Consider the following 26632-nt stretch of genomic DNA (forward strand, 5'->3'; position numbering starts at 1 on the left):
TCGACACGGAATAAAGGAACGACCATGACCCGCATCATCAAGAACCGCGCCGTCGTCGAAGACAGCTGGAGCGTGCTGCGCCTGGCCGAAGGCGAGACGGCCGACACCATTGCCCTGCCCCAGGGCCCAGTACTGGTGCCGCTCTCCGTCTGGACTACCCGGAAGTCCGCGCTGCTGGCCGCTTCCAGCCCTGCCGCCCCGGTAGGCGTCTGGCTGGCCGCCGGCGAAGGGCCGGAAGGCCTGGTGGACGATCTGGCCCGGCTGCCCGTGATCGCCGTGGATTTCCCCAAGTTCACCGATGGCCGCGGCTATTCCGCCGCCCGCCTGCTGCGGGAACGTTACAACTTCCAGGGCGAAATCCGCGCCATCGGCGACGTGCTGCCGGACCAGCTGTTCCTCATGGCCCGCTGCGGCATCGACGCCTTCGCCCTGCGCGCCGACAAGGACGCCGACAAGGCCCTGGCCCTCTTCGACACCTTCAAGACCCCCTACCAGGCTGCGGTGGACCAGCCCCAGCCCCTCTTCCGCCGGAGGGCCGCATGAGCGTCATTCCCGCCCAGTTCCGCGTCTCCGACGAGCTGCGGGCTGCCACTGCGGCCAAGGCGGAAGCCGCCAAGACCCTGCTGGCCCAGATCGCCCGGGACTTCTCCCCGGCCACCTTCGCCAACAGCCTGGGGGCCGAGGACATGGTGCTGACCGACCTCATCGTCAAGACCGGCCTGCCCATCGAAATCTTCTCCCTGGACACGGGCCGCCTGCCCCTGGAAACCTACGACCTGATGGCCGCCGTGCAACAGCACTACGGCTTGAAGCTGAAGGTGTTCTATCCCCGCCACGATCTCACCGAGGAATACGTGCGGGCCAACGGCATCAACGCCTTTTACGAATCCATCGAGCTGCGCAAGGGCTGTTGCTATGTGCGCAAGGTGGAGCCCCTGCAGCGGGCCCTGGCCGGCAAGCAGGCCTGGATCACCGGCATGCGCGCCCAGCAGGCCGCCACCCGGGACGGCCTGGCGGTGCGCCTGTTCGACGAAACCAACGGCCTGGAGAAGTTCAACCCCCTGGCCGACTGGAGCGAGAAGGAAGTGTGGGCCTATCTGCTGGATAATGGCGTGCCCTACAACAAGCTGCACGACCAGTTCTACCCCAGCATCGGCTGCGCCCCCTGTACCCGCTCCGTCACCCCCGGTGAGGACATCCGCTCCGGCCGCTGGTGGTGGGAGAATCCCGAGACCAAGGAATGCGGCCTGCACAAGAAGTAGGCCTCACCTGCAAGCTCCGCTGATCTTAGAAAACGTTGCGACCCGGTACTGAAAAATGACCACTCTGACCAAGCAAACCCTCTCCCACCTCGACTGGCTCGAGGCGGAGGCCATTCACATCATGCGTGAAGTGGCCGGCCAGTGCGCCAACCCGGTGCTGCTCTTCTCCGGCGGCAAGGACTCCATCTGCATGCTGCGCATCGCCGAAAAGGCCTTCCGCCCCGGCCGTTTCCCCTTCCCCCTGATGCACATCGACACCGGCCACAACTACCAGGAAGTGGTGGAATTCCGCGACAAGCGGGCCGCCGAGCTGGGCGAGCGCCTCATCGTGCGCTCCGTGGAAGATTCCATGAAGCGCGGCACCGTGGTGCTCAAGCATGAGGGCGAATCCCGCAACAAGCACCAGTCCGTGACCCTGCTCGAAGCCATCGAGGAATTCGGTTTTGACTGCTGCATCGGCGGCGCCCGCCGGGACGAGGAAAAGGCCCGGGCCAAGGAGCGCATCATGAGCTTCCGCGACGAGTTCGGCCAATGGGACCCGAAGAACCAGCGCCCCGAACTGTGGAACCTCTACAACGCCCGGGCCCACAAGGGCGAGAACATCCGCGCCTTCCCCATCTCCAACTGGACGGAAATGGACGTCTGGCAGTACATCGAGCGGGAAGGCCTGGAGCTGCCCTCCATCTACTTCGCCCACACCCGCCCGGTGGTGATGCGCCAGGGCGCCATCGTCCCGGTCAATGTGCCCCTGGTTTCCGGCGAGCTGACCAACCTGCCCAAGGCCGGCGAGGAAATCATCGACCTGCAGGTGCGGTTCCGCACCGTGGGCGACATCTCCTGCACCGCCCCGGTGGAATCCGATGCCGACACGGTGGAGAAGATCGTCCTGGAAACCGCCACCACCACCATCACCGAACGGGGCGCCACCCGTCTGGACGACCAGACCAGCGAGGCCTCCATGGAACAGCGTAAGAAGGAAGGGTATTTCTGATGTCCGCCCCCGAAAAAATTGAAGATCACGGTCTGCTGCGCTTCCTCACCTGCGGCAGCGTGGACGACGGCAAGAGCACCCTGATCGGGCGCCTGCTGTTCGACACCAAGACCATCCTGGCCGACACCCTCTCCGCCATCGAGCGCACTTCCCAGAAGCGCGGCATGGAAGCGGTGGACCTCTCCCTGCTCACCGACGGCCTGCAGGCCGAGCGGGAACAGGGCATCACCATCGACGTGGCCTACCGTTACTTCAGCACCGGCACCCGCAAGTACATCATCGCCGATGCCCCGGGCCACGAGCAGTACACCCGCAACATGGTGACCGCCGCCTCCACCGCCAACCTGGCCATCATCCTGGTGGATGCGCGCAAGGGCGTGCTGACCCAGACCCGGCGCCACTCCTACCTGGCCCACCTGGTGAACATTCCCCACCTCTTGGTGGCGGTGAACAAGATGGATCTGGTCAATTACGACCAGGCCGTGTTCGAGAAGATCAAGGCCGACTACCTGGCCTTCGCCGCCCAGCTGGGTATCGAGGACGTGCGTTTCATCCCCCTCTCCGCCCTCAACGGCGACATGGTGGTGGACCGGGGCGAAGCCCTCTCCTGGTACAAGGGCCCGACCCTGCTGGAAATCCTGGAAGCCGCTCCCGGTGCCCACAGCGAACAGGCCGAAGCCTTCCGCTTTCCGGTGCAGTTCGTCTGCCGCCCCCAGGATTCCGCCAACCCGGAACTGCATGACTACCGCGGTTTCATGGGCCGGGTCGAATCCGGCGAGCTGGCTGTCGGCGAAGCGGTCACCGTGCTGCCTTCCGGCCGGGAAACCAAGGTCAAGGACATCCAGATCGGCGGCCAGAGCATTCCCGCGGCCGTCTCCGAACAATCCGTCACCCTGCTGCTGGAAGACGAGATCGACATCTCCCGGGGTGACATGATCGTGCGCAGTGCGGCCCAGCCCCAGGTGGTGAAGCAGATCGACACCACCGTCTGCTGGCTGGCGGAAACGCCCCTGGACCGGGCCCGCACCTACCTGATCCGCCACACCACCCGGGAAGTGAAGGCCAAGGTGGCCAGCATCGATTACCGGGTGGACGTGAACACCCTGGAACAGCAGGCCACGGACAAGCTGCAGATGAACGATATCGCCCGCGTCAGCTTCAAGCTGGCCCAGCCCCTGTTCATCGACCCCTACAGCCAGAACCGGGCGACCGGCGCCTTCATCGTCATCGACGAAAGCACCAACAACACCATCGGCGCGGGGATGATCGGCTGAGGTGGGTTAAAGGCTATTAGCCACAGAGGACACAGAGGGCACCGAGATCAAGGGGCCCATGGAGCTGAAGTGGCAGGTGCCCTGAAAGGCAAGAGGGACGCCATTCTCCGCAATATCGAGGCGGAGAATGGCGTCCCTTCTGCTTTCCGGGGCACCTGCTTTTTGGCGACTACACCTTCTCGAACAGGGCGATGGATTCCACGTGGGAGGTGTGGGGGAACATGTTCACGATGCCCGCACCGCTGAAGCGGTAGCCCTTCTGATGCACCAGGATGGCCGCATCCCGGGCCAGGGTGGAGGGGTTGCAGGAGACATAGACGATGCGCCGGGGGCTGTCGTCTCCCAGGGCCTTGACCACCTCCGCCGCCCCTTCCCGGGGCGGGTCGATCAGCATCTTGTCGAAATGCCCCAGGGCGCCGAGAGCCTCAGGCGTGCATTCGAAAAGGTTGGCCACACCGAAGGAGACCTTGGCGGCCAGGCCGTTGGCCGCCGCATTTTCCTCCGCCCGCCGGGTCAGTTCCTTGAGGCCTTCCACCCCCACTACCTGGGCACCGCTGCGGGCGATGGGCAGAGTGAAATTGCCCAGGCCACAGAACAGGTCGGCAATGCGCTCCCCGGGCTGGGGGTCCAGCAGGCGCATGGCGCGGCGGATGAGCATCTGGTTGATGCCCGGATTGACCTGGGTGAATTCGGTGGGGGCAAAACGCATCTCCAACCCGAATTCCGGCAGCAGGTAGGAAAGCTCCGGGCCGTCCACGGGATGGAAGCGGTAGGCCGAAGCCGGCCCCTGGGGCTGCAGGAAGAAGACGATACCGTGCGCGTCGGCAAAGGCCCGCAGCAGCTTCTCGTCGGTGCCGTTGAGGGGCGCCAGGATACGCAGCACCATGACGGTGCACTTGTCGCCCACGGCAATTTCCACCTGGGGCAGCCGGTCCCGGATGGAGAGGCGTACGAAGAGCTGGCGCAAAGGCACCAGCAGGTCGGAGACGTGGGCCGGCAGGATCGGGCAGGTCGTCAGATCGGCCACATAGCTGCTGCGCTTTTCGTGGAAGCCCACCAGCACGCCGCCCTTGGATTCCACCATGCGCACGGTCAGCCGCGCCCGGTGGCGATAGCCCCAGGTGGGGCCGTAGATGGGGTTGTAGACCTGCTCCGGGCGGAGCCGGGCCAGGTGCCACAGATTGTTTTCCAGCAAACGCTGCTTGGCCGCCACCTGGGCGGTGGGTTCCAGATGCTGCATGCTGCAGCCGCCGCAGGTGCCGAAATGGGAACAGCGGGGGGCCACTCGGGCGCAGGAGGGCCGCAACACGGCCGTTGCTTCGCCCAAGGCGTAGTTGGGCTTTTCCCGGTACAGGGCGTATTCCACCGTTTCCCCGGGCAGGCCGCCTTCGACGAACACGGCCTTGCCCTCCAGGCGCGTCACGCCCCGGGCGTCGTGGTCCAAGGATTCGATCTTGCCGACAGGCATGGGCCCATCCCTCGAAAAAAGGCGCCATTCTACCAGCGCCGCCACCGTTGCCGCCGGCCCTTCCAGTTGTTAAGGTAGGCGCCTTATCGGAGGTTTCATGCCTGAAAAACTGCTGACGTCCCGCACCGAACTGGATGCCGCCCTGGAAGCGGTGCTGCTCGCCGCCCGGCGCCATTTGCGCCTGTTCGACGGGAGCCTGGCCTCCTTCAAGCTGGAGAATCCCCAGCGTATTGAGTTGCTGGGCAACTTTCTCAGCCAGCCAGGCGCCCGCCTGACCCTGGTACTCCAGGACCCGGAGCCCTGCCGCCGCCAGCACGCGCGGCTCATGGCCCTGTTTGCCCGCCACAGCCCGGCCTTCGAATTTCTTCAGGCGCCGGACAGTCTGGCGAACCTGAAGGACGCCCTGGTCCTGGCGGACGACAACCACGCCGTCATCCAATTCCACCGGGACCAGCCCCGGGGAAAACACATCACCGAAGATGCCAAGGCCTGCCATCCCTATCTGGAACGATTTACCGCCATCCTGGCGGAAGGCTGCATTCCCCTGGGCAACACCCACCTGGGCCTGTGACAAACCGTTACATGCCAGAGGTATGGAAAGCGTCGTTTCGGGCTAGTCCCGGTTTTTTTTGGTGCTATAATCCTGCGCTGGTCACCTCCCCCTGGCTGACCAGCCTCAGGATCGTTTGGATCACCAATTTATTGATAGGGAATAAACAATGAAGCATTCTCTCCTCGTCGCCGCTCTGGTTGCTCTGGCTGTTTCCGCTTGCGGTAAGGCTCCCGAACCCGCTCCCGCTCCGGCTCCGGCCCCCGTTGCCGCTCCCGCCGCTGAAGCCCCGAAGCCCGCTGAAGCTGCTGCTCCCGCCGCTGCTGACGCTGCCAAGCCCGCTGAAGGCGCTGCTGCTGCTCCCGCCGCTGCTGACGCTGCCAAGCCCGCTGAAGCTGCTGCCCCCGCTGCCGCTCCTGCCGAGAAGAAGTAATCTCGCCAGCTAGGCCGAAAAAAGCCGACCGGATGGTCGGCTTTTTTTACGTCTGGATTTTCTGTTCCCCTTCTGGCCTGGCACCCAAACATCAGTTGTGCTGCGCCTTGCCTGATCTTTCGCGATACGCCACGGCATCACCGGAAGATTCGCCACCTGCTCTTACCCCAGCACCGGCCAGCCGGACCGCTTCAGCCGAGCAGATCGCGCCAGCCGAATCCTTCTTCCTGTCCGGCGACCCCCACCCATTCGGGTTCGCAACCAAGAACCCCTGCCAACGCCGCTACCGCCAACGCCGGACGGTTGTTCTGTTCACTCAGATGAGCAGCGACGATGTGTTGCAACTTATCCACTGCCAGCTTACCCAGCAATTCCGCCGCCACCTCATTGCTCATGTGGCCCAGGGGACCGGCAATACGCCGCTTGAGAAAGGCTGGATAACGCGAAGCCGCCAACAGTTCCGGATCGTGATTGCACTCCAGCACCAAGCCCTGGCAATCCGACAGCACCTGGCACACATAGGCCGTCGGAGCCCCGCAATCGGTCAGCACGGCAAGACGGCGAGCGCCATCGGAAAACCGGTACTGAACCGGCTCGCGAGCATCATGGGGAACGGGGAAAGGCAGGATTTCCAGATCGCCGACAGCCAGGGCCGCATGACTATCGATGCGTTGCAGGCCGGCATAGGCCTGGGCCTCCGTCGATAACTGGGCCGCAGTGCCGGCCGTCAGCCAGACCGGCAGATCGTAGGCAGCCGCCAGGCGGATGACGCCGGCGAGATGATCGGAGTGTTCGTGGGTGACCAGGATACCGGTCAGGGAGGATGGTTCGACCTTCAGGCGCAGCAGGCGCCGTTCGGCATCGCGCCTTGAAAAACCACAGTCCAGCAGCACTCGCGTGCTGCCGGACTGGACGATCAGGCCGTTGCCCCGGCTACCGCTTCCCAGGGAGGCGAAGCGCATGGGCTGGGATTACTTCAGCTGTTCGTAGAGCAGGGCCAGGATCTTCTTGGCGGTTTCGGACTGGTCCGCACCGCCTTCCCGGGTCAGGACCTGGACGGTACAACGGCTGCCCTCATCCCGCACCAGGATGCGGTACTGGATGCGCGGGTCGGTGGACTTGTCGTCGCCCTTCCAGAAAGCCAGCTTGGAGAGGAAGCCCTTTTCGTCCTTCTTCTTGTCGTCCTTTTCCGGATCCACGTAGCGGACGAAGAACAGGCCCTTGGAGCGGTCCCGGTCTTCCACGGTGAAGCCGACACGATCGAGGGAGAGGCCGACACGGCGCCAGGCGCGGTCGAAACGCTCCTGCAGTTCCAGGGCACCCTGACCGCTGTCGGAGCGGGTCAGCTTGGCCCGTTCGACCTGGCGCTCCTTGGCCACGGCCAGCATGGCTTCGGCCTTCTTCTCTTCCGTGCCGAAGCGCACCATCAGGCGGCGCAGCATTTCGGCTTCCAGCTCGGGATCAGCATCCCGGGGCTGCCAGCGGGTCTGGTCCTTGCCTTCGGTGACGTAGATTTCATACATGCCGCGGTGGCTGATGAAAATGTCCACGGTGCCCGGCTCGGAACCGGGCTCGATACGGGTGCGGAACTTGTCCCGCTCGGCGGTGGAATAGAGGGAATCCAGCACCTTGCCGAGGGCCGAACGCAGCCAGTCCTGGCCGATCTTGGCTCGATTCTCGGCCCAGTCGGTTTCCATGACGCCGGCTTCAGGCAGCTCCACATTCACCAGGAAACCGGTTTCCTGCCAGAACTCCTTGATCACCGGCCAGATCTGATCCGGCGTCCCCGCCACCACCAGCCAGCGCTGGGTACCGGAACGCTCGATACGGGTCTTGTCCACCTGGGGCAGGACCTCGCTGTTGCGAGCCGAGGTGCGCGCCTGGGGATCCCGCTCCGCCGCGTAGGCAGAGAAGGTGGCGCTGCCGCGGCCACCCGTATCGGGTACGGCATAGCGGTCATCCCGGGTCGGGGAAGTCAGGTCGGGCGGAATTTCCAGGGTCGGGGCCTTGACCGCCGACTTGTAATCGATCTTTTTCGATTCCGGCAGGATGCCGCTGCAGCCGGCCAGCAGCACGGCAGCCAGCAAGGACGGGAGAACGATGCGCTTCATGGGATTCCGATGCGATTAAGCGAGAACGCCAGCCTGGCGCATGGCAGCGCGGACCCGCTCATGACACTCGGGGGAGAGGGTCGTCAGGGGCAGGCGGATGCCACCGGGGATCAGGCCCAGTTGCTGTACGGCCCACTTCACCGGAATCGGGTTGGCCTCGCAGAACAGATGGCGGTGCAGGCCCAGCAGCTTGAAATGGATCTCGCGGGCCTTGGCCACATCGCCGGCCAGGGCGGCGGCGCACATTTCGTGCATCAGGCGCGGCGCCACGTTGGCGGTGACGGAAATGTCGCCCTTGCCGCCCAGCAGGATCAGGGCCACGGCAGAGGCGTCATCGCCGCTATACACGGCGAAGTCGGCCGGAGCGCGGGCGATCAGGTCGGCGCCACGTTCCAGGTTGCCGGTGGCGTCCTTGATACCTACCACGTTGCCGATCTGGGCCAGGCGCAGGGCGGTGTCGTTGGACAGGTCGGCCACGGTGCGGCCGGGCACGTTGTAGAGGATCACCGGAATATCCACCGCCTCGGCGATGGAACGGAAATGCTGGTACAGGCCTTCCTGGGTCGGCTTGTTGTAGTAAGGCACCACGGAGAGGGCGGCATCGGCACCGACGCTCTTGGCGAAGCGGGTCAGTTCGATGGCTTCGGCGGTGGAATTGGCACCGGTGCCGGCAATCACGGGGATACGGCCGGCGGCGTGCTGCACGGTGGTGCGGATCAGTTCGGCATGCTCATCCACATTGACGGTGGGAGACTCGCCGCTGGTGCCGACGATGACGATGCCGTCCGTGCCTTCCTGTACGTGGAAATCGATGAGCTTCTTCAGGCTGTCGTAATCGAGACGGCCATCGTCGGACATGGGGGTGACGATGGCAACAATGGAACCGGTAATCATGGAGGTCACGAATTCGGGAAAAATGATCGCAGGATTCTACCCCGAAGATCGGAGCAAAAGTGTAACGGCTTTGTGACCCGGACCGGGGAATCCCGGCCGGGGCAAAAGCAAAGGAGGGAACGGGGCTTAGAGGTCGGCCAGGGCCCGCAGGTGGGCGCAGACGCTGCGCGCCAGGGAGGAAAGAACGTAGCCACCCTCCAGCATGGAGACGATGCGCCCCTGGCAATGGCGCTCGGCCACCACCTTCAGCTGCTGGGTAACCCAGGCGTAATCGGATTCCACCAGTTTCATGCTGCCCATGTCGTCCTCGTAGTGGGCATCGAAGCCGGCGGAGATGAACAGCATCTCCGGGCGGAACTCGTGCAGGCGGGGCAGCCAGATGTCGGACACCACCATGCGGAAGTCCTCGCCACCGGTACCGGCGGGCAGGGGCACGTTGCACATGTTGGCCGCCGGAGCGTCGGCCCCGCTGTAAGGGAAGAAGGGGTGCTGGAACATGCTGACCATCAGCACCCGCTCGTCGCCCTTGAAGATGTCTTCGGTGCCGTTACCGTGGTGCACATCGAAATCGATGATGGCCACGCGCTTCAAGCCGTGGGCTTCCAAGGCATGGCGGGCGGCCACGGCGATGTTGTTCACGAAGCAGAAGCCCATGGCATTTTCCCGCTCGGCGTGGTGGCCGGGGGGACGGATGGCGCAGAAGGCGTCATTCACTTCACCCTTCATCACCAGATCCACCGCCATCACACCGGCCCCGGCGGAGCGCTGGGCCGCCGTCCAGGTATGGGGGTTCATGGCGGTATCCGGGTCCAGGTGGGCGATGCCGGTTTCCGGGCTGGTGCGCTTGAGCTTTTCCAGGTGGGCAGGCGGATGCACCCGCAGCATCTGATCGAGGGAAGCCAGGGGAGCGTCGTAGTAGGAAAAATAAGGATCCAGGCCCTGGGCGATCATCTGGTCGCTGATGGCCGTGAGGCGGGCGGGACATTCCGGGTGATAGGACCCCATGTCATGCAGCTGGCAGTCCCGGTGGGTAATGAAGGCGGTGGTGGTCACGTGGTTCGTCCGAGCGTTGAGCGGACCTGGGTACGGCATTTCCCCAACTGGGGAAGTCTCCTCCCGGCCCGAATTTTGGTTATGGATATAATCATTCGTGCTGCTACCGTTCTCATGCATGATTATTATCCCAACACCGGGAAGCCACAAGCCATGCCCCTGTCTGAGCCAGTTTCCGCGCCGGTTTCCACGCCACACTCAGCGCCCCTTGCCCAACCCCACACCACCCCGTACGCCATCGCCGACGGCATCGGCGGGGGTACCGCCACCGCGCCGGAAATCACCGCCGTGCTCGCGGCGGCCAACCGCATCATTCTCGGCAAGGAAATTCCCATCCGCCTGGCCCTGGCCTGCCTGCTGGCCCGGGGCCACCTGCTGATCGAAGACCTGCCCGGCGTCGGCAAGACCACCCTGGCCCACACCCTGGCCCGCCTGCTGGGGCTGGATTTCCAGCGCGTGCAATTCACCAGCGACATGCTGCCGGCAGACATTCTCGGCACCTCCATCTTCGACCGGGAAAAAAGCAGCTTCCGCTTCCTGCCCGGCCCGGTGTTCACCCAGGTGGTGCTGGCCGACGAGATCAACCGGGCCACCCCCAAGACCCAGAGCGCCCTCCTCGAAGCCATGGAGGAAGGCCAGGTGACGGTGGAAGGCGAAACCCGTCCCCTGCCCGAGCCCTTCTTCGTCATCGCCACCCAGAATCCCAGCCACCAGATCGGCACCTTTCCCCTGCCCGAATCCCAGCTCGACCGTTTTCTCCTGCGCCTCTCCCTGGGCTACCCGGACAGCCGGGCCGAGCGGGCCCTGCTGGAATCCGGCGACCGGCGCTCCCACCTGGCCGCCCTGCAGCCCTGCCTGAGCCCCGCCGACCTGCCCCGCCTACAAGCCCAGGCTGCCGCCGTGCATGCCGCACCGGCCCTGCTGGACTATGTGCAGGCCCTGGTGGAAGCCACCCGGCGCAGCGCCGCCTTCCGCCACGGCCTCAGCCCCCGGGCGGCCCTCGCCCTGCTGGCGGTGGCCCGGGCCTGGGCCTATCTGGCCGGCCGGCCCCAGGTGCTGCCGGAAGACATCCAGGCCGTCTGGCCCTGGGTGGTCAGCCACCGCCTGCCCCTGGCCCAGGGCGGCAGCCAGGCCCGCCCGGAAGACGCCCTGGCCCTGCTGCACGACGTTCCCCTGCCCTAAAAGCCCGCCCCATGCCCCTGCCCGCCCTGCGCCGGCGCCTGCGTCAAGCCCTGGGCCGCTGGCTCTTCCGCCTCACGCCGGACCGGGGGGAAACCACCCTGCACCGGCGCCGCATCTTCATCCTGCCCACCCGCAGCGGCCTGCTCTACGCTGCCGCCCTGGTGGTGATGCTGCTGGGGGCCATCAACTACGACCTGGCCCTGGGCCACGCCCTCACCTTCCTGCTGGCCGGCATGGGCATGGCCGCCATGGTGCACACCTTCCGCAACCTGGAAGGGCTGCAGCTCGCCAGTGGCGCCGTACTCCCCGTCTTCGCCGGCGAATCGGCCCGGCTGCCCCTGCAACTACGCCACGGCCGGCAAGACGACCGGCGAGCCATCGATGTGCTGGTGGCAGGCGAAATCCGCGCCCAGGGCGACGTAGCCGGCGGCAACAGCACCACCCTTTCCGTCCCTTTCCCGGCCCCTCGCCGGGGCCGCCACCCCCTGCCCCGGCTGACGCTGGCCTGCGTCTATCCGCTTGGATTGTTCCGCGCCTGGGCCTACTACCAGCCGGCCCAGACCCATCTGGTGTATCCCTGCCCGCTCAACAGCCCCCTCCCCCCTGCCCGGGCCACGGCAGGCAGCAGCGAACAGCCGGGCGAGGGCGGCCAGGAGGATTTCTCCGGCCTGCGCCCGCGCCAGCCCGCCGACCCCCTGCGCCACATCGCCTGGAAGGCGGCTGCCCGCGATGCGGGGGATCGCCCCCTGCCGGTGAAGCAATTCTCCGGCGGTAGCGCCCAGGAGCTGTGGCTGGCCTGGGCCGACCTGCCGCCCCGTATCGGGTGGGAAGACGGCCTCAGCCACCTGACCGGCTGGGTCCTGGCGGCGGAACAACAGGGTCTGCATTACGGCCTGGACCTGCCCGGCATTACCATCGCCCCAGCCCATGGGCCGGCCCACCAGCAGCGTTGCCTGGAGGCCCTGGCCCTCTATCCGGGCGCCCCAGGCGCGCCGCAGCCGGAGGATGAGCGTCCATGAAGCTCTGGCGCCGCACATCCGAATCCCGCCCCCTGCCGCCGCCCCTTCCAGCAGAGGCCCTGCCCTGGCTGCTGGCGGCGGCCCTGTTCACCGTCGCCCCCCATTTTCTGTATCAGCCCGGCTGGCTCACCGCCCTGGCCGGCCTGGTCTTCGCCTGGCGCGGCTGGCTGGTCTGGAAGCGCCTGCCCCTGCCGCCCCGCTGGCTGCTGACGCTGCTCGTCACCGCCGGGGTAGCCGCCATCGCCCTGGAATACCGCACCCTTTTCGGGCGGGATGCGGGGGTAGGCCTGCTGGTGCTCTTCCAGGGCCTCAAGCTGATGGAACTGAAAGCGCGGCGGGACGGCGTGGTGGCCCTGATGTTGGGCTACTTCCTGCTGCTCACCCATTACTTCCACTCCCAGAGCATTGCCACCGGCCTGTGGATGTTCCTCGCCCTGCTCACCGTCACCGCCGCCCTGCTGCGCCTGCACGGCGACGGCCCCGCCCGGCCGGCGGCCAGCCTGCGTCGGGCCGGCCTGCTGCTGCTCCAGGCGGTGCCTTTCATGCTGGTCTTCTATCTGCTGTTTCCCCGCATCAGCGCCCCCCTCTGGGGCTTGCCGCGGGATGCCCACGCCGGCCTCACCGGCCTTTCCGACACCATGGCCCCGGGCAGCCTGTCGGAACTGATCCAGAACGGCGCCATCGCCTTCCGCGTGGAATTCGCCGGCCCGGTACCGCCCCGCCAGGCCCTCTACTGGCGCGGCCCGGTGCTGGTGCGCTACGACGGCAGCCGCTGGCACCCCCGCCCGGCGGACGATCTGCGCCCCCCCAGCATCGAAGCCCGGGGGCCGGAAATCGCTTACACCCTGACCCTGGAACCCCACAACCAGCGCTGGCTGCTGCCCCTGGACAGCCCCCGGGCCGGGCCGCCGGAAAGCGTGCTGACCCAGGACCGCCAGCTCCTGGCCAAGCAGAAGGTGATCGCCCGGGGCCGCTACGCCTTCCGCTCGGTGCTGGATTACCGCCACAACGGCGTGGAACAGCCCGATGTGCTGGCCCGATCCCTGGAACTGCCACCCCGGCGCAATCCCCGCAGCCTCGCCCTCGCCGCCCGCTGGCGGGCCGAAGACCCGCGGCCGGAGCGGCTGGTGCAAAAGGCCCTGGCCTTCTTCCGCCAGGAGCCCTTCTACTACACCCTGCGCCCGCCCTACCTGGGGCGGGAGGCCATGGACGAATTCCTCTTCGACACCCGGCGCGGCTTCTGCGAGCACTACGCCTCGGCCTTTGTCGTGTTGATGCGCGCTGCCGGCGTCCCGGCCCGGGTGGTCACCGGCTACCAGGGTGGCGAAGTCAATCCGGTGGATGGCTACCTCACCGTGCGCCAGTCCGACGCCCACGCCTGGGCCGAGGTCTGGCTGGCTGGCGAAGGCTGGCGGCGGGTGGATCCGACCGCTGCCATTTCCCCCGCCCGGGTGGAATCGGGCATCGCCGCCGCCCTGCCCGATGCCGAAGGCCTGCCCCTGATGCTGCGCATGGACGTGGATTGGCTGGTGCAGTGGCGCAACCGCTGGGAGGCGGTGAATAACGCCTGGAACCAGTGGGTCCTCGGCTACAACCCGGAACGCCAGCGCCAGCTGCTCTCCCGCCTCGGCCTGCCGGATACGGACTGGCGCACCCTGGCGGCGGCCCTGGCCGGCAGCACCGGCCTGCTGCTGCTCGCCCTACTCCTCTGGAGCCTTGGCCGACGGCCCCGGCTGGCGCCGGAAGTCCGCCTGTGGCAACGCTTCTGCCGCCGCGCCGCCCGGGGCCGCCCCGCCCTGCTGATCCAGCCCTGGGAAGGCCCTATGGCCTACGCCGCCCGTCTGGCCCAAGCAGCCCCGCCCCTGACCGAACTCGCCGCAGAAGCTGCGGGGCTTTACGCCGCCCTGCGCTATGGGCCACCATTGCCCCCCTCGCAACGCCGACAACTGCAACAAGGGCTGGCCGCCTGCATCCGCCGCCTGCCTTCCCGGAGACTTTCTTGACCTTGACCCTGGCGCCCTCCGCCCGCCCCGCTTTCTCCACCTCTCCCGCTTCCGCTGATGCCGCACTACGCCCGGCACACGCAGCCCAGGCCACGCTGACCGCCCTGGCCCCGATCTTCGCCGTGCTCTTTGGCCTCGCCGCCGGCCCGGCCCTGGCGGGCCACACCGCCCACGGGGGACATCCTCCGCCCCTCAGCGCCGCCCATGGGGCCCACCCGGCTGCCGCCAAGCCGGCCCACAAAGCCACGCCCCACAAAACCAGCCGGCGTACCACGCCCACGGAAACCTTCGCCCAGGACCCGGAAGCCGCCACTTTCATCGACGAGATGGCCGAGCGCCACGGCTTCGACCGCCAGGAGCTGCAACGGCTGTTCGCCGCCACCGGCCCCAATGCCTCCGTGCTGAGCGCCATCCAGCCCGCGGCCACGGCGGAGCGGCGCTCCTGGCAACGCTACCGGGCCCGCTTCGTGAACGACGCCCGCATCCGCGGCGGCCTGGCCTTCTGGCAGGAAAATGCCGGCGCCATCGCCAAGGCCAGCGCCATCTATGGCGTGCCGGCGGAAATCATCGTCGCCATCATCGGCGTGGAAACGGAATACGGCCGCAACACCGGCCGCTACTCGGTGCTCCAGGCCCTGGCCACCCTCGCCTTCCGCTACCCGCCCCGAGCCCCCTTCTTCCGTGGCGAGCTGGAGAATTTCCTCCTCCTGGCCCGGGAAAACGGCCAGGCGCCGGACAGCATCAAGGGCTCCTACGCCGGTGCCATCGGCATTCCCCAGTTCATGCCCAGCAGCCAGCGCCGCTTTGCCGTGGATTTCGATGGCGACGGCCACGTCAATCTGCGGGAAAGCCCCACCGACGCCATTGGCAGCGTGGCCAGCTTTCTCGCCCAGCACGGCTGGCTGACCGGCGCCCCGGTGGCCCACCCCCTGCCCCTGGGCAGCGAACCGCCGGAGGCCCTGCGCCAGAGCGACCTGACGCCCCGCCACGACGCCGCCGCCCTGGGCGCCGCCAACCTGCCGTCCCCGGGCCGGACCGATAGCCGCTACGCCCTGGTGGATCTGGTGACCCCCGAGGCGCCGACGGAATACTGGCTGGGGGAACACAATTTCTGGGTCATCAGCCGCTACAACCGCTCCAGCTTCTACGCCATGTCGGTATATCAGTTGGGGGAAAGGCTGCGGGAAGAACGCCAAGCCCAGCTGGCCGCCGGACAGCAGTAAGCCAAGTCCAGGAAAGAGCAGCGCTGCAACGGCACCCCGGCGGGGCAGGAAAGACGCCATTCTTCCAACCCCCATGGCGGCAGGGCGCGTGGAATATGGATCAGCGGCGGGCAGTCATGGAGATGCCCGTCCCTATTGCCTCTGCGGGCATATTCAAATTTCGGGAAGTCTTCCCCGCCACCCAGGCGGGCGACCCTAAGGCGCGAAAACAGGCAGCCGGGGGCCGTTGTCGACGATGGGCGAAAACACGGCAGGAAACTCGCCAGCGCCGAAAATCAGCGGGCGCTGGGCGGCGGCAGCGCTGGGCGACGGCAGGATTACCAGCGGGGAAAGCGGAGCAGAAAGTGCGGCAAGGACAGAAAGTGCGCCGGCCGCGTTCCAGAACGTGGGGGGAAGCGTCATGGGCCGGGCCACCCAGGGAACGTCGGGAGGGGAGTTGAAAAGCGCAGAAAACAGCAGAAAAAACGGTGAAACCCGGGAAATCAAAGCCGCCACGGCCTTGCCCGGCCGGGAGCCGGCCTAGAGCACGCTGTCCCGATCCACCCCGCCGCGCTTGATGATGCGGCGCAGCTGGTTGAGGGCCTCGCCCTGGATTTGCCGCACCCGTTCCCGGGTCAGGCCCAGGTCGGCGGCGATGGTTTCCAGGGTGGCCACTTCGGCGCCCTTCAGGCCGTAGCGGCGCTCCACCACCTGACGCTGCTTTTCCGGCAACTGGTCCACCCACTGCAGGACCAGATCGTTGAGTTCGCTTTCCTGCAACAGGCCCACCGGGTCGGCAGCAGCGGAATCGTCGGCCACCGAATCCCCCACCGTGTGGTTGGGGTCGATATCCAGGGGCGTGTCGAGGGAGCCCACGTGTTCGTTGAGGTGCAGCATGTGCCGCACTTCATCCACGGGACGGCCCAGCAGGTGGGCCACTTCCTCCAGGCGGTTTTCCCGGGAATGGGTGTAGCCCCGGGCTGCTTCCAGGTGGCGGATGGCCCGCAGCACCACGTTGATTTCCTTCACCACGTGCACCGGCAGGCGGATGGTGCGGGACTGGTTCATGATGGCCCGCTCGATGCTCTGGCGGATCCACCAGGTAGCGTAGGTGGAGAAGCGGAAGCCCCGCTCCGGGTCGAATTTTTCCAGGGCGTGGATGAGGCCCAGGTTGCCCTCTTCCACCAGGTCGAGCAGGGGAATGCCCCGGTTCAGGTAGTGCTTGGCGATGTTCACCACCAGGCGCAGGTTGTGCTCGATCATTTTCTGCCGGGCAGCGAATTCGCCGGCCTTGGCCCGGCGCGACCACTCCTGCTCCTCTGCCGGCGTCAGCAGGGGCTTGGCGCCGATTTCGTTGAGGTAGAGCTGGGTGACGTCGTTGAGCAGCTCGTAGGCCGGCGCACCGCCATCGCCTTCGGTCTCCGGGACGGCAGGGTTGCCGCCCTCTTCCAGGGCCGGCGGCTCCGCCTCGACGTAACCGGCCTCGGGCTCCTCGTCGGGAAACTCGGCGGCGTCGTCGGCGTCGCGCATGGCTCAGTCCTTAGCGCTTGGGCAGGTACTGGGTGGGGTCCACCGGCTTGCCCTGCCGACGGATTTCAAAGTGCAGCTTGACCTGATCCGTATCCGTATTGCCCATTTCGGCAATCTTCTGGCCCCGGGTCACGGCCTGGCCTTCCTTCACCAGGATGTTGCTGTTGTGGGCGTAGGCGGAGAGGAAGGTGGCATCGTGCTTGATGATGACCAGCTTGCCGTAGCCCCGCAGGCCGCTGCCGCTGTACACCACCTTGCCGTCGGCAGCGGCGAGCACCGGATCGCCGGACTTGCCGGCGATATCGACGCCTTTGTTGGTGGCTTCATTGAAGCCGGCAATGGACTTGCCGCTGGCCGGCCAGGCCCAGTTGGGGCCATCGGCGGCCGGGGCAGCTGCTGCAACGGCGGCTACCGGTTCGGCGGCCTTGGCCGAGGAAGCGGCGGCCGGGGCCGGATTCTGGGCGGCCTGGGTTTGGCTTTGACTCTTGGCCCAGGCCTGATCGCTATAGGGCTCCTTGCCGGCCTTGGGCTCCCGCTTCACCGGATCGTTGGCGGCCGCGGCAGAGGCAGCAACCGGGGCCGGACTGCCATCGAGGGAACGGCTTTCCACCACGCCGCCGCCAATGGGCTTGGCCACGGCAACGCCGTTGGCCGGAGCATCGGCAGGCGTCACCCGCAACTGCTGGCCCACCAGGATGCGGTTGGGGTTATCCAGGTTGTTCCAGGCGGCCACGTCTTTGTAGTCCTGGCCGTGGTCGAGGGCGATGCTGTAAAGGGTGTCGCCCTTTTTCACCGTGTAGTAGTCCTTGCTGGACAGGGCCGGCGCGGCGGCCTTGCTCGGCACACCCCGATCCACCACGGGAGCCGGGGTGGTGGTGCTGGCACAGCCGGCAAGGAAAAGGAGGGCGACAGCACCGGACAAGATCGCGGTGCGAAGCATCAAACCTGGCGTATTCATTCGACTCCCGACAGCAGCGGCACGAAACGTACCGCGTCAAGCTTGGTCTCAATAAACCCCTGGGGCGTGCGTTCGATCAGGTGCAGGGCTTGCTCGCCGGCCCCCACGGGCAGCACCATTCTGCCACCAACGGCTAGCTGCTGCAAAAGCGCCGGGGGCACCCGGTTGGCCGCTGCGGCAACGATGATCGTGTGGAAGGGCGCGGCTTCCGGCAGGCCCAGATGGCCATCGGCATACTTCAGGCGGACGTTGAACTGCTGCATCTGCCGCAGGTTGAGCTTGGCCCGTTCGATGAGGGGCTCGATGCGCTCCACGGCGTAAACCTCGGGCGCCAGCTGGGCCAGCACGGCGGCCTGGTAGCCGCAGCCGGCGCCGATCTCCAGGGTCTTGCCGAGACCGCCGGGCAGGCTTTGCTCCCGACCGGCCCGCAACAACTCGATCATGCGGGCGACGATGTAGGGCTGGGAAATGGTCTGGGAATGGCCGAGAGGTAGGGCCGTGTCCTCGTAGGCCCGATGGGCCATGGCCTCTTCGACGAAGATGTGCCGGGGAACTGCGGCCATGGCGGCCAGCACCCCTTCATCCTGGATGCCCTTTTCCCGCAGACGCTCCACCATGCGCATGCGGGTGCGCATGGAGGTCATACCAATACCGGAGACAGTTGCCATGGTCAGGCCAGCCATTTCTGCAACCGGGGCAGTTGCTGAACGTGGGTCAGATCGATCTGCAGGGGAGTGACCGAGGCCCAGCCCTGGGCAACGGCGTGGAAGTCCGTGCCTTCCCCGGCATCCTGGGCGGCACCGGCGGCGCCGACCCAATACACCGTTTCGTGGCGCGGCGTCACCGCCTTCACCACGGGCTCTGCCTTGTGACGCTTGCCCAGGCGGGTGACGGCCACGCCCTTGAGCGCCGCGTAAGGCACATCCGGCACATTGACGTTGAGCAGGGCCGGCTGGCCAAGGGGCTGCTGCTGAAAGCGCAGGACCAGGTCCCGGGCCACCCGGGCCGCCGTTTCGAACTGGCTGGCTTCCTTGCCCACCAGGGAGACGGCGATGGCCGGCACACCGAGCAGGTAGCCTTCGGTGGCCGCTGCCACGGTGCCGGAATAGACGGTGTCGTCCCCCATATTGGCGCCATGATTGATGCCGGAAACCACCATGTCGGGCAAATGGTCAAGCATCCCCGTAACGGCCAGATGCACGCAGTCGGTGGGGGTGCCATTGACGAAATAAAAGCCGTTGGGCGCCCGCCGCAGGGAAAGGGGCCGGTCCAGCGTCAGGGAATTGCTGGCGCCGCTACGGTCCCTTTCCGGTGCGACGACCGTCACATCGGCGATATCGCCCAGGGTTCGGGCGAGAATTTCGATGCCGGTGGCGAAATAACCGTCATCGTTGCTAATAAGAATGCGCATAAAACAAACAGCCCGAAAAAAGACCGGGAAAAGAAAACAGACTGCCGAAAATCAGACGGCGAGTTCCTCGATCTTGCGGCCGCCGTTCAGCCATTCCTGCACCCACTGGGGCTTGCGGCCACGGCCGGTCCAGGCCAGATCGGCATTGTCGGGGTGGCGATACTTGACCTGCACGGTGCGGCCGACCTTGGTCTTGCCCTTTTCGCCGCCCTTGACTAGCTGATCCAGGGAGAACCCGCGGGATTCGGCGATCAGCTTCAGTTCATTCAGCACTTTTTCCTTTTCCTGGGATTCGCGCTTCTTGATTTCCAGGGGAATCTGCTGTTGCAGCAGCTTCAGTTCAGCCAGGGAGAGGTTGGAAATATCCATAATCAAAACTCCAATAAAATATTTAAACCGGGGAAATAAACCGTCTGCTGAAATACGGGGAAAAGCGCACCAGGCAGCGAATGCCGCCCCTCCTCCCATGCATTGCCTATTCTTTTCTTATTTTTCTTCGCGTCACGCTGAATCAGCTGCGATAACGGGCTTTATACGGCTATTTTTAAGGGACTGATTTTATCCCAGAAAAACCGCCCCATTTTTATTCCGCACCGGGTTTTTCGTTCTTTTATTCCTTTTGTCGATTTCATTCGGACATGCCGCCCCATTTTGGGGCAGAAACCCCTCCGGCCGGCGCCAAGCTCAGCGCCGGGAACGGGCGATCTGGCGGGAGACGGCGATCAGGGGCAGGACCCCCACCACGACGATGGCCAGGGCGGCGGTAGAGGCTTCCGCCAGGCGCTCGTCAGCGGCCAGGGTGTAGGTCTGAGTGGCCAGGGTATCGAAGTTGAAGGGGCGCATCACCAGGGTGGCCGGCAATTCCTTCATCACGTCCACAAACACCAGCAGGCCGGCAGTCAGCAGACTGCCCTTGAGCAGGGGCGCGTGGACCTGCACCAGGGTCTGCCCCTGGGAGAGGCCCAGGCTGCGGGCGGCATCATCCATGGAGGGGGTGATCTTGCCCAGGCTGGCATCCACGGTCTGCAGGGCCACGGCGAGGAAGCGCACCAGGTAGGCATAGACCAGGGCGGCAATGCCGCCGGTGAGCAGTAGCCCCGGATTGCTGCCGAACCAGACCTGCCATTGGCCGGCCAGCCAGTTGTCGAGCCGGGTGACGGGAATCAGCACGCCGACGGCGATGACCGAGCCGGGCACGGCGTAGCCCAGGCCCACCAGGCGGTTGAGGCCCCGGGCCAGCAGGCTGGGCCAGCCGGGCTGACTGCGGCGGGCCAGGCGCACGCTGTAGGCCAGCACCAGGGCCAGCAGCACGGCGATGGCGGCGGTGACGCCGGCCACGGTGAAGCTATTGCGGGCGAGGATAAGGAAGCGCTCGCCGAACTGGGCATCACCCTCGGTCAGGGCCATTTTCAGCAGCAAGGCCGCGGGCAGGAGAAAGCCGGCGGTCAGGGGCAGCAGGCAGGCCAGGAAGGCCAGGGCACCTTTCCAGCCGGTCAGTTGCTGGCCTGCCAGGGGGCGATTGCGGCCGGTGGTGTTGTGGAAGCGGGCCCGGCCCCGGGAGATTTTTTCCAGCAGCACCAGCAGGATGACGAAGCCCAGCAGGCTGGCAGCCAGTTGGGCGGCGGCAATGCGGTCACCGAGGGAGAACCAGGCCCGGTAAATGCCGGTGGTGAAGGTCTGCACGGCAAAGTAGGCCACGGTGCCGTAGTCCGCCAGGGTCTCCATGAGGGCCAGGGAGACGCCCACCACGATAGCCGGCCGGGCCAGGGGCAGGGAGACGCGGAAGAAACTGGCCCAGGGCCCCACGCCGAGCATCCGTGCCGCTTCCAGCATGCCCGAGGCCCGCTCCAGGAAAGCCGCCCGGGCCAGCAAATAGACGTAGGCGTAGAGGGTGCAGATAAACATGGCGACGGCACCGCCCAGGCTGCGCACCTCGGGGAACCAGTAATCCGCCTTGCTCCAGCCGAAAGTTTCCCGCAGCCAGGTCTGCACCGGGCCGACGAACTGCAGCAGGTCGGTATAGACGTAGGCCAGCACGTAGGCCGGCACCGCCAGGGGCAGCACCAGGGCCCACTCGAACACGGGCTGACCGGGGAAGCGGTGCATGGCCGTCAGCCAGGCGGTGGAAACCCCCACCAGGGCCGTGCCCAGACCGACGCCGAGGCACAGCCAGAAGGTGTTGCCCACATAGTCCGGCAGCACCGTGGCGGCCAGATGGCTCCAGGTCTCGCCGGTACCACCGGCGAACAGATGGGTCAGCACACTGGCCACCGGCAAGCCCACCAGGGCGGCAATGGCAACAGCGATGAGCAGCAACGGGGAGCGGATGAAGGTCATTATGGAGGCGAGGCCGGGGGCGGCAAAAGCGGCAGCAAAGGCGCCGCGGCACATTATAATTGCCAATCCTTCTCAAAGACCCCAAAGATGGCCCATCTGGAACTGGCGAACGTGACGCAGCGCTACGGCGACCACACGGTGGTCAACGGAATCGCTTTCCACATTGAGGCCGGCGTCATCGCCTGCCTGCTGGGCCCTTCTGGCTGCGGCAAGACGACCCTGCTGCGCTGCATCGCCGGCTTTGAGGACATCGCAGCCGGCACCATCCACCTGGATGGCGAGCAGGTCAGCGAGGCCGGCTTCAAGCGGCCGCCGGAGCAGCGGCGCATCGGCATGGTCTTCCAGGACTACGCCCTCTTCCCCCACCTGACGGTGGCCGACAACATTGCCTTTGGCCTCAGGACCAAGGGCGGCGAGCGGCAGCAGCGGGTTGCCGCCATGCTCGACCTGGTGGGCCTGGCCGGCCAAGGTGAGAAGTACCCCCACGAGCTTTCCGGCGGCCAGCAGCAACGCGTCGCCCTGGCCCGGGCCCTGGCCCCGGCGCCCCGCCTGGTGCTGCTGGACGAACCCTTCTCCAACCTGGATGTGGACCTGCGGGAACGCCTCTCCCTGGAAGTGCGGGAGATCCTGAAGAAGGCCGGCACCACCGCCATCCTGGTGACCCACGACCAGCACGAAGCCTTCGCCATGGCCGACGAAATCGGCGTCATGCACGAGGGCCGCATTCAGCAATGGGATACGCCCTACAACCTCTACCACCAGCCGGCCAACCGCTTCGTCGCCGACTTCGTCGGCCAGGGCGTATTCCTGCCCGGCACGGTGCTGGCCGGCAACCGGGTGAAAATGGAGCTGGGGGTGCTGGAATCCGGTGTGCCCGTCGAATGCAGTGCCGGCTGCGGCATCTGCGGCAAGGGCTGCGGCGTGGATATCCTGCTGCGCCCCGACGACGTAGTACACGACGACCAGAGCCCCCTGCAGGCGGCGGTGGAGCACAAGGCCTTCCGCGGCGCCGACATCCTCTACACCCTGCGCCTGGCCAGCGGCGCCCGGGTGCTTTCCCTGGTGCCTTCCCACCACAACCATGCCCTCGGCGAAAAAATCGGCATCCGCCTGGACGTGGATCACGTCGTCGCCTTCAAGCAAGCCCTCGCCTGACCATCGGCCCTGAACGAAGGGCCAATCCCGCAGTCCTACCCGGCAGAAGCGCCAGGGAGGAAGGCCATGCCCCACACCACTGAAGCCTTGCGCCGCGCCATAGCGGCTGCCCATCGTGCCCCCGAGGCCGCCTGCGTGGCAGCCCTGGTCGATGCCTACCGTGCCGTACGCTCTGAACCGGCCGGCGTCACGGCCAGGGCCATGGCCCTGGCCGGGGAAGTACGGCGCCGCCAGGGCAACGGCATCGAGCCGCTGATGCAGGAATTCCCCCTTTCCAGCCAGGAGGGCCTGGCCCTGATGTGCCTGGCCGAAGCCCTGCTGCGCATTCCCGACAGCGCCACGGCCCAGGCGTTGATCGAAGACAAGCTGGGCCGGGCGGACTGGCAAGCCCACCTGGGCCACAGCCCATCCCTGTGGGTCAACGCCGCCGCCTGGGGCATGAGCATCGGCGGCCGGCTCAGCGCTCCCCACGACGGCCACGGTGGCCACGACTTGGCCGACACCCTGGCCCGGGCGGCCAGCCGTTGTGGCGCCCCCCTCCTCCGCCGCGCCCTGGAGAAGGCCATGGATCACCTGGGGCGGCACTTCGTCATGGGGGAAAACATCGCCGCAGCCCTGGAGCGCAGCCGCAGCGGCGAACGCCAAGGCTACCGCTATTCCTTCGACATGCTGGGGGAAGCCGCCCTCACCGAAGCCGATGCGGAACGCTACACCCAGGCCTATGCCGAAGCCATCCAGGCCATCGGCCAGGAAGGTGCGGGCAACCTGGGCCATGGCCGCATTCAGGACGGAGCAGGAATTTCCATCAAGCTCTCGGCCCTCCATCCCCGCTATTGCCTGACCCAGAAGGCACGAGTCATGGCCGAACTGCTGCCCCGGCTCCGCCGGCTGCTGGCCCTGGCCCGGGTATACGACATGGGGGTGAATATCGATGCGGAAGAAAGCGAGCGCCTCGAACTCTCCCTCGACCTGCTGCAAGCCCTGGCGGACGACCCGGCCCTGTCCGGCTGGAATGGTCTGGGCTTCGTTGTCCAGGCCTACCAGAAGCGGGCCCCGGCGGTCATCGACTTCCTTGCCGCCCTGGCTGCCCGCAGCGGCCGCCGCTTCATGCTGCGCCTGGTCAAGGGCGCCTATTGGGACAGCGAGATCAAGCGAGCCCAGCAGGAAAGCCTGGCCGACTACCCTGTCTATACCCGCAAGGCCCACACCGACCTGGCCTATCTGGTGTGCGCCGACCGCCTGCTGGCCGCCCCCGAGGCCTTCTATCCCCAGTTCGCCACCCACAACGCCCATACCGTTGCCGCCGTAGAGGCCCTGGCTGCCGCCCGGGCCAACAACGACTACGAATTCCAGTGCCTGCACGGTATGGGCGAGCCCCTTTACGATGCCATGGTGGCCGAGCGCCCCTGCCGCATCTATGCCCCGGTCGGCAGCCACCAGGCCCTGTTGCCCTATCTGGTACGGCGCCTGCTGGAGAACGGGGCCAATACTTCCTTCGTCAACCGTCTGGCCGACACCTCGGTGGATCTGCGACACCTGCTGGCCGATCCCCTGGAGCAGGCCGAAGCCTCGGCGGGCAGCCCCCATCCCCGCATCCCCTTGCCGCTGGATCTGTACCTGCCCCGCCGCAATGCCGCCGGGCTGGATCTGGCCAGCCCCGGCGAACTGGCGGCCCTGGAAGCAGCCCTGGCGACCCTGGACAAGCGCAGTTGGACCGCAGGCCCGCTGCCGGCGCATCAGGACATGGCCCTGGCGGAGTACCGCCCGGTTCGCAACCCCGCCCGGCCCGACGACAGGGTGGGCATGGTCCAGGAAGCTGCCGCCGATGCCGCCGCCCAGGCCATTCACTTTGCACTGGCTCACAGCAGCTCCTGGCGCGAAACTCTGGCGGCAAGCCGGGCCGCCACCCTGGAGCAGGCTGCCGACCTGCTCCAGGCCCATCGGCCGGAACTGATCAGCCTGTGCATCCGGGAGGCCGGCAAGACCTGGGCCAACGCCCTGGGCGAAGTGCGGGAAGCCGTGGACTTCCTGCGCTACTACGCTGCCCAGTTGCGCCAGTACGCGCCCCCATGCCTGGGCGATGCCGCTCCCCTGGTATGCATCAGCCCCTGGAATTTCCCCTTGGCCATTTTCATCGGCCAGGTGGCGGCCGGGCTGGCGGCCGGCCGTCCGGTCATTGCCAAGCCGGCGGAGCAGACGCCTCTGGTGGCGGCCCGGGCCACCGCCCTTCTGCACCAGGCCGGCATACCGCCGGCCGCCCTGCAACTGCTGCCGGGCCGCGGCGAATCCCTGGGGGCGGCCCTCTGCGCCGATCCCCGCATCGCCGGGGTGCTGTTCACCGGCTCCACGGAGGTGGCCCAACACATCCACCAGCAGTTGGCCGCCCGCCCGATGGCAGCCACTGCGCCGGTGTTCATTGCCGAAACCGGCGGCATCAATGCCATGGTGGTGGATGCCTCCGCCCTGCCGGAGCAGGTGGTCCAGGATGTGCTCGTCTCCGGCTTCGATAGTGCCGGCCAACGCTGCTCCGCCCTGCGGCTGCTGTGCCTGCAGGAGGAAATGGCCGATGCCCTGCTGGCGTTGCTGCGCCAGGCCATGGCCGAGTGGCGTCTAGGGGATCCGCGCCGGCTGGATACCGACATCGGCCCGGTCATCGATGCCGAGGCCCGAGAGCGGCTGGAAAGCCACATCGCCCGCCTGGCCGCCGCCGGCTGCCGGGTGTTCCGCCCGCCAGCGGCCCTTCCCGCCAACACCGATCCGGCCGCCACCTTCGTGGCCCCCACCCTCATCGAGATCGACGAACCGGCGCAGCTGCCGGACGAGGTCTTCGGCCCGGTGATCCACGTGCTGCGTTATCGCCAAGCCGACCTGGAAGGACTGATCGAGGCTATCAACGGCCTGGGCTATGGGCTCACCTTCGGCCTGCACAGCCGCATCGACAGCACCGTGACTCGGGTGGTCAGCCGCATCCGGGCGGGTAACGTCTATATCAACCGCAACATGGTGGGGGCCGTGGTGGGAGTACAGCCCTTCGGCGGCGAAGGCCTCTCCGGCACCGGCCCGAAGGCAGGCGGCCCCCTCATGCTGCCCAGCCTGCTGGACCTGCCACAGTTGCCGCCGGCAGCCCTGGGCGGTTCGGGGGCAGCGGCTGCCCTGCATCGCCCAGCCCTGGACGGCCTGGCCGAATGGGCCGCCAAACACGGCCGGGAAGCACTGGGCACGGCCTGTGCCGAGTATGCCGCCGAGAGCCTGGCCGGCAGGGAAATCCGCCTGCCCGGGCCCACCGGCGAAGACAATCGCCTGCACTTCGTTGCCCGGGGCACCCTGCTCTGCGTCGGCCCGACGGAAGAAACACGGCTGCAACAGCTGGCTGCTGCCCTGGCCACGGATAACCGCGCCCTGCTGCCCGATGATGCTGCTGGCCGCAGCCTTCTGGCCGATCTGCCAACCGCCGTGAGGAAGCAGGTTGCGCTGGTGGCCGGTGAGCCAGCTCGGCACGACGCTGTGGCGAGTTCAACAACCGCCCCTTCCCCGGCAATGGCAGATCGACCGGGGGCGGTTCTCTGTGCGCAAGATGCCGTGGCAGAGGCGGCCGCCTGGCGCCGCTATCTGGCCGCCAGCCCCGGCCCCAGGGTACCGGTGATCTGCGCCCGCAATGGCCGTTACCCCCTCTACCGGCTGGTGCTTGAGCGATCCCTCTGCATCAATACGGCCGCCACCGGCGGCAACGCAGGCTTGCTAAGCCTGGAGGAATGAATCAGCGCCAGAGAGACTTGGGCAGCCACGACCAGGGCTGTGG

24 protein-coding genes are annotated in these 26632 nt (G+C 66.8%); 12 read left to right on the forward strand and 12 right to left on the reverse strand.

Annotated features, from left to right (window positions below):
• The first annotated feature begins 24 nt into the window (after window positions 1-24).
• Genes AZSI13_RS11530 through cysN form a run of 4 tightly spaced genes read left to right on the forward strand, consistent with a single transcriptional unit; the run spans window position 25 to window position 3527 of the window.
• Window positions 25-543 carry a DUF934 domain-containing protein gene (locus tag AZSI13_RS11530; RefSeq protein ID WP_109041303.1) on the forward strand — a complete coding sequence of 173 codons (519 nt, stop codon included), beginning with the start codon at window positions 25-27 and terminating at the stop codon, window positions 541-543.
• Entirely contained in the window at window positions 540-1262 is a 723-nt protein-coding gene (locus tag AZSI13_RS11535; protein ID WP_109041304.1) for a phosphoadenylyl-sulfate reductase, read from the forward strand. The genes AZSI13_RS11530 and AZSI13_RS11535 overlap by 4 nt, the downstream gene beginning before the upstream one ends.
• Window positions 1263-1317: 55 nt before the next feature.
• On the forward strand, window positions 1318-2253 hold the full coding sequence (gene cysD, locus AZSI13_RS11540; RefSeq protein ID WP_014237053.1) for a sulfate adenylyltransferase subunit CysD: 936 nt from the start codon (window positions 1318-1320) through the stop codon (window positions 2251-2253).
• Window positions 2253-3527: a sulfate adenylyltransferase subunit CysN gene (gene cysN, locus AZSI13_RS11545; RefSeq protein ID WP_109041305.1), complete on the forward strand. Its 1275-nt coding sequence runs from the start codon at window positions 2253-2255 to the stop codon at window positions 3525-3527. Before cysD ends, cysN begins: the two co-directional genes overlap by 1 nt.
• 169 nt (window positions 3528-3696) lie before the next feature.
• Here cysN and rlmD read toward each other — a convergent pair whose 3' ends face one another.
• The gene (gene rlmD, locus AZSI13_RS11550) at window positions 3697-4995 is read right to left on the reverse strand and encodes a 23S rRNA (uracil(1939)-C(5))-methyltransferase RlmD (protein ID WP_109041306.1); all 1299 of its coding nucleotides are present in this window, start codon (window positions 4993-4995) and stop codon (window positions 3697-3699) included.
• A 97-nt stretch (window positions 4996-5092) separates the two neighbouring features.
• Between rlmD and AZSI13_RS11555 the strand changes: the two genes are divergently transcribed.
• Both AZSI13_RS11555 and AZSI13_RS11560 read left to right on the forward strand, forming a co-directional pair.
• Entirely contained in the window at window positions 5093-5566 is a 474-nt protein-coding gene (locus AZSI13_RS11555) for a hypothetical protein (protein WP_109041307.1), read from the forward strand.
• Between the two features lie 148 nt (window positions 5567-5714).
• Window positions 5715-5978 (forward strand): hypothetical protein, encoded by a 264-nt coding sequence (locus AZSI13_RS11560; protein WP_109041308.1) that lies wholly within the window; start codon window positions 5715-5717, stop codon window positions 5976-5978.
• Window positions 5979-6169: 191 nt separating this feature from the next.
• On the opposite strand, the gene AZSI13_RS11565 is transcribed toward AZSI13_RS11560, so the two are convergent.
• From AZSI13_RS11565 to AZSI13_RS11580, 4 genes are all read right to left on the reverse strand, one after another.
• Window positions 6170-6940 carry an MBL fold metallo-hydrolase gene (locus AZSI13_RS11565; RefSeq protein WP_109041309.1) on the reverse strand — a complete coding sequence of 257 codons (771 nt, stop codon included), beginning with the start codon at window positions 6938-6940 and terminating at the stop codon, window positions 6170-6172.
• A 9-nt stretch (window positions 6941-6949) separates the two neighbouring features.
• A complete protein-coding gene (gene bamC / locus AZSI13_RS11570) occupies window positions 6950-8089 on the reverse strand; it encodes an outer membrane protein assembly factor BamC (RefSeq protein WP_109041310.1) in 1140 nt (379 codons plus the stop codon).
• A gap of 15 nt (window positions 8090-8104) precedes the next feature.
• Window positions 8105-8983 (reverse strand): 4-hydroxy-tetrahydrodipicolinate synthase, encoded by an 879-nt coding sequence (dapA, locus tag AZSI13_RS11575; RefSeq protein ID WP_109041311.1) that lies wholly within the window; start codon window positions 8981-8983, stop codon window positions 8105-8107.
• Window positions 8984-9109: 126 nt separating this feature from the next.
• On the reverse strand, window positions 9110-10036 hold the full coding sequence (locus tag AZSI13_RS11580) for a histone deacetylase family protein (protein ID WP_109041312.1): 927 nt from the start codon (window positions 10034-10036) through the stop codon (window positions 9110-9112).
• A gap of 153 nt (window positions 10037-10189) precedes the next feature.
• On the opposite strand from AZSI13_RS11580, the gene AZSI13_RS11585 reads away from it, so the two are divergent.
• The 4 genes from AZSI13_RS11585 to mltB are packed head-to-tail and all read left to right on the forward strand — an operon-like array spanning window position 10190 to window position 15463.
• Complete coding sequence (locus tag AZSI13_RS11585; protein WP_109041494.1) at window positions 10190-11218, forward strand: MoxR family ATPase; 1029 nt, start codon at window positions 10190-10192, stop codon at window positions 11216-11218.
• A gap of 11 nt (window positions 11219-11229) precedes the next feature.
• Window positions 11230-12237: a DUF58 domain-containing protein gene (locus tag AZSI13_RS11590; protein ID WP_109041313.1), complete on the forward strand. Its 1008-nt coding sequence runs from the start codon at window positions 11230-11232 to the stop codon at window positions 12235-12237.
• Window positions 12234-14240 carry a DUF3488 and transglutaminase-like domain-containing protein gene (locus AZSI13_RS11595; protein ID WP_109041314.1) on the forward strand — a complete coding sequence of 669 codons (2007 nt, stop codon included), beginning with the start codon at window positions 12234-12236 and terminating at the stop codon, window positions 14238-14240. The genes AZSI13_RS11590 and AZSI13_RS11595 overlap by 4 nt, the downstream gene beginning before the upstream one ends.
• Complete coding sequence (mltB, locus tag AZSI13_RS11600; protein ID WP_235609744.1) at window positions 14237-15463, forward strand: lytic murein transglycosylase B; 1227 nt, start codon at window positions 14237-14239, stop codon at window positions 15461-15463. The genes AZSI13_RS11595 and mltB overlap by 4 nt, the downstream gene beginning before the upstream one ends.
• A 195-nt stretch (window positions 15464-15658) precedes the next feature.
• Here mltB and AZSI13_RS17315 read toward each other — a convergent pair whose 3' ends face one another.
• The 7 genes from AZSI13_RS17315 to AZSI13_RS11630 form a co-directional block, all read right to left on the reverse strand.
• A complete protein-coding gene (locus AZSI13_RS17315) occupies window positions 15659-15958 on the reverse strand; it encodes a hypothetical protein (protein ID WP_133247311.1) in 300 nt (99 codons plus the stop codon).
• A 24-nt stretch (window positions 15959-15982) separates the two neighbouring features.
• Window positions 15983-16972 (reverse strand): RNA polymerase sigma factor RpoS, encoded by a 990-nt coding sequence (gene rpoS / locus AZSI13_RS11605; protein WP_109041315.1) that lies wholly within the window; start codon window positions 16970-16972, stop codon window positions 15983-15985.
• Between the two features lie 10 nt (window positions 16973-16982).
• The gene (locus tag AZSI13_RS11610; RefSeq protein WP_235609745.1) at window positions 16983-17912 is read right to left on the reverse strand and encodes a peptidoglycan DD-metalloendopeptidase family protein; all 930 of its coding nucleotides are present in this window, start codon (window positions 17910-17912) and stop codon (window positions 16983-16985) included.
• Window positions 17913-17926: 14 nt separating this feature from the next.
• Window positions 17927-18598: a protein-L-isoaspartate(D-aspartate) O-methyltransferase gene (locus AZSI13_RS11615; RefSeq protein ID WP_109041496.1), complete on the reverse strand. Its 672-nt coding sequence runs from the start codon at window positions 18596-18598 to the stop codon at window positions 17927-17929.
• 2 nt (window positions 18599-18600) lie between these two features.
• Entirely contained in the window at window positions 18601-19341 is a 741-nt protein-coding gene (surE, locus tag AZSI13_RS11620; protein WP_109041317.1) for a 5'/3'-nucleotidase SurE, read from the reverse strand.
• Window positions 19342-19392: 51 nt separating this feature from the next.
• Entirely contained in the window at window positions 19393-19710 is a 318-nt protein-coding gene (locus AZSI13_RS11625) for an H-NS family nucleoid-associated regulatory protein (RefSeq protein ID WP_109041318.1), read from the reverse strand.
• Between the two features lie 315 nt (window positions 19711-20025).
• Complete coding sequence (locus AZSI13_RS11630; protein ID WP_109041497.1) at window positions 20026-21678, reverse strand: iron ABC transporter permease; 1653 nt, start codon at window positions 21676-21678, stop codon at window positions 20026-20028.
• A gap of 87 nt (window positions 21679-21765) precedes the next feature.
• On the opposite strand from AZSI13_RS11630, the gene AZSI13_RS11635 reads away from it, so the two are divergent.
• Both AZSI13_RS11635 and putA read left to right on the forward strand, forming a co-directional pair.
• A complete protein-coding gene (locus tag AZSI13_RS11635; protein WP_109041319.1) occupies window positions 21766-22833 on the forward strand; it encodes an ABC transporter ATP-binding protein in 1068 nt (355 codons plus the stop codon).
• A 66-nt stretch (window positions 22834-22899) separates the two neighbouring features.
• The gene (gene putA / locus AZSI13_RS11640) at window positions 22900-26589 is read left to right on the forward strand and encodes a bifunctional proline dehydrogenase/L-glutamate gamma-semialdehyde dehydrogenase PutA (protein ID WP_109041320.1); all 3690 of its coding nucleotides are present in this window, start codon (window positions 22900-22902) and stop codon (window positions 26587-26589) included.
• Window positions 26590-26632 lie beyond the last annotated feature (43 nt).

It is taken from the genome of Azospira sp. I13, assembly GCF_003112695.1.
GTDB lineage: Bacteria > Pseudomonadota > Gammaproteobacteria > Burkholderiales > Rhodocyclaceae > Azospira.

What these genes read in the sequence shown, in the direction of transcription:
- surE (WP_109041317.1), bottom strand. Translation starts at nt 19,341, where the DNA reads ATGCGCATTCTTATTAGCAACGATGACGGTTATTTCGCCACCGGCATC.
- AZSI13_RS11565 (WP_109041309.1), bottom strand. Translation starts at nt 6,940, where the DNA reads ATGCGCTTCGCCTCCCTGGGAAGCGGTAGCCGGGGCAACGGCCTGATC.
- cysD (WP_014237053.1), top strand. Translation starts at nt 1,318, where the DNA reads ATGACCACTCTGACCAAGCAAACCCTCTCCCACCTCGACTGGCTCGAG.
- AZSI13_RS11595 (WP_109041314.1), top strand. Translation starts at nt 12,234, where the DNA reads ATGAAGCTCTGGCGCCGCACATCCGAATCCCGCCCCCTGCCGCCGCCC.
- AZSI13_RS11535 (WP_109041304.1), top strand. Translation starts at nt 540, where the DNA reads ATGAGCGTCATTCCCGCCCAGTTCCGCGTCTCCGACGAGCTGCGGGCT.
- putA (WP_109041320.1), top strand. Translation starts at nt 22,900, where the DNA reads ATGCCCCACACCACTGAAGCCTTGCGCCGCGCCATAGCGGCTGCCCAT.
- AZSI13_RS11610 (WP_235609745.1), bottom strand. Translation starts at nt 17,912, where the DNA reads ATGCTTCGCACCGCGATCTTGTCCGGTGCTGTCGCCCTCCTTTTCCTT.
- AZSI13_RS11530 (WP_109041303.1), top strand. Translation starts at nt 25, where the DNA reads ATGACCCGCATCATCAAGAACCGCGCCGTCGTCGAAGACAGCTGGAGC.
- dapA (WP_109041311.1), bottom strand. Translation starts at nt 8,983, where the DNA reads ATGATTACCGGTTCCATTGTTGCCATCGTCACCCCCATGTCCGACGAT.
- AZSI13_RS11615 (WP_109041496.1), bottom strand. Translation starts at nt 18,598, where the DNA reads ATGGCAACTGTCTCCGGTATTGGTATGACCTCCATGCGCACCCGCATG.
- AZSI13_RS11590 (WP_109041313.1), top strand. Translation starts at nt 11,230, where the DNA reads ATGCCCCTGCCCGCCCTGCGCCGGCGCCTGCGTCAAGCCCTGGGCCGC.
- rpoS (WP_109041315.1), bottom strand. Translation starts at nt 16,972, where the DNA reads ATGCGCGACGCCGACGACGCCGCCGAGTTTCCCGACGAGGAGCCCGAG.
- rlmD (WP_109041306.1), bottom strand. Translation starts at nt 4,995, where the DNA reads ATGCCTGTCGGCAAGATCGAATCCTTGGACCACGACGCCCGGGGCGTG.
- cysN (WP_109041305.1), top strand. Translation starts at nt 2,253, where the DNA reads ATGTCCGCCCCCGAAAAAATTGAAGATCACGGTCTGCTGCGCTTCCTC.
- AZSI13_RS11635 (WP_109041319.1), top strand. Translation starts at nt 21,766, where the DNA reads ATGGCCCATCTGGAACTGGCGAACGTGACGCAGCGCTACGGCGACCAC.
- AZSI13_RS11625 (WP_109041318.1), bottom strand. Translation starts at nt 19,710, where the DNA reads ATGGATATTTCCAACCTCTCCCTGGCTGAACTGAAGCTGCTGCAACAG.
- AZSI13_RS11630 (WP_109041497.1), bottom strand. Translation starts at nt 21,678, where the DNA reads ATGACCTTCATCCGCTCCCCGTTGCTGCTCATCGCTGTTGCCATTGCC.
- bamC (WP_109041310.1), bottom strand. Translation starts at nt 8,089, where the DNA reads ATGAAGCGCATCGTTCTCCCGTCCTTGCTGGCTGCCGTGCTGCTGGCC.
- AZSI13_RS11585 (WP_109041494.1), top strand. Translation starts at nt 10,190, where the DNA reads ATGCCCCTGTCTGAGCCAGTTTCCGCGCCGGTTTCCACGCCACACTCA.
- AZSI13_RS11560 (WP_109041308.1), top strand. Translation starts at nt 5,715, where the DNA reads ATGAAGCATTCTCTCCTCGTCGCCGCTCTGGTTGCTCTGGCTGTTTCC.
- AZSI13_RS11555 (WP_109041307.1), top strand. Translation starts at nt 5,093, where the DNA reads ATGCCTGAAAAACTGCTGACGTCCCGCACCGAACTGGATGCCGCCCTG.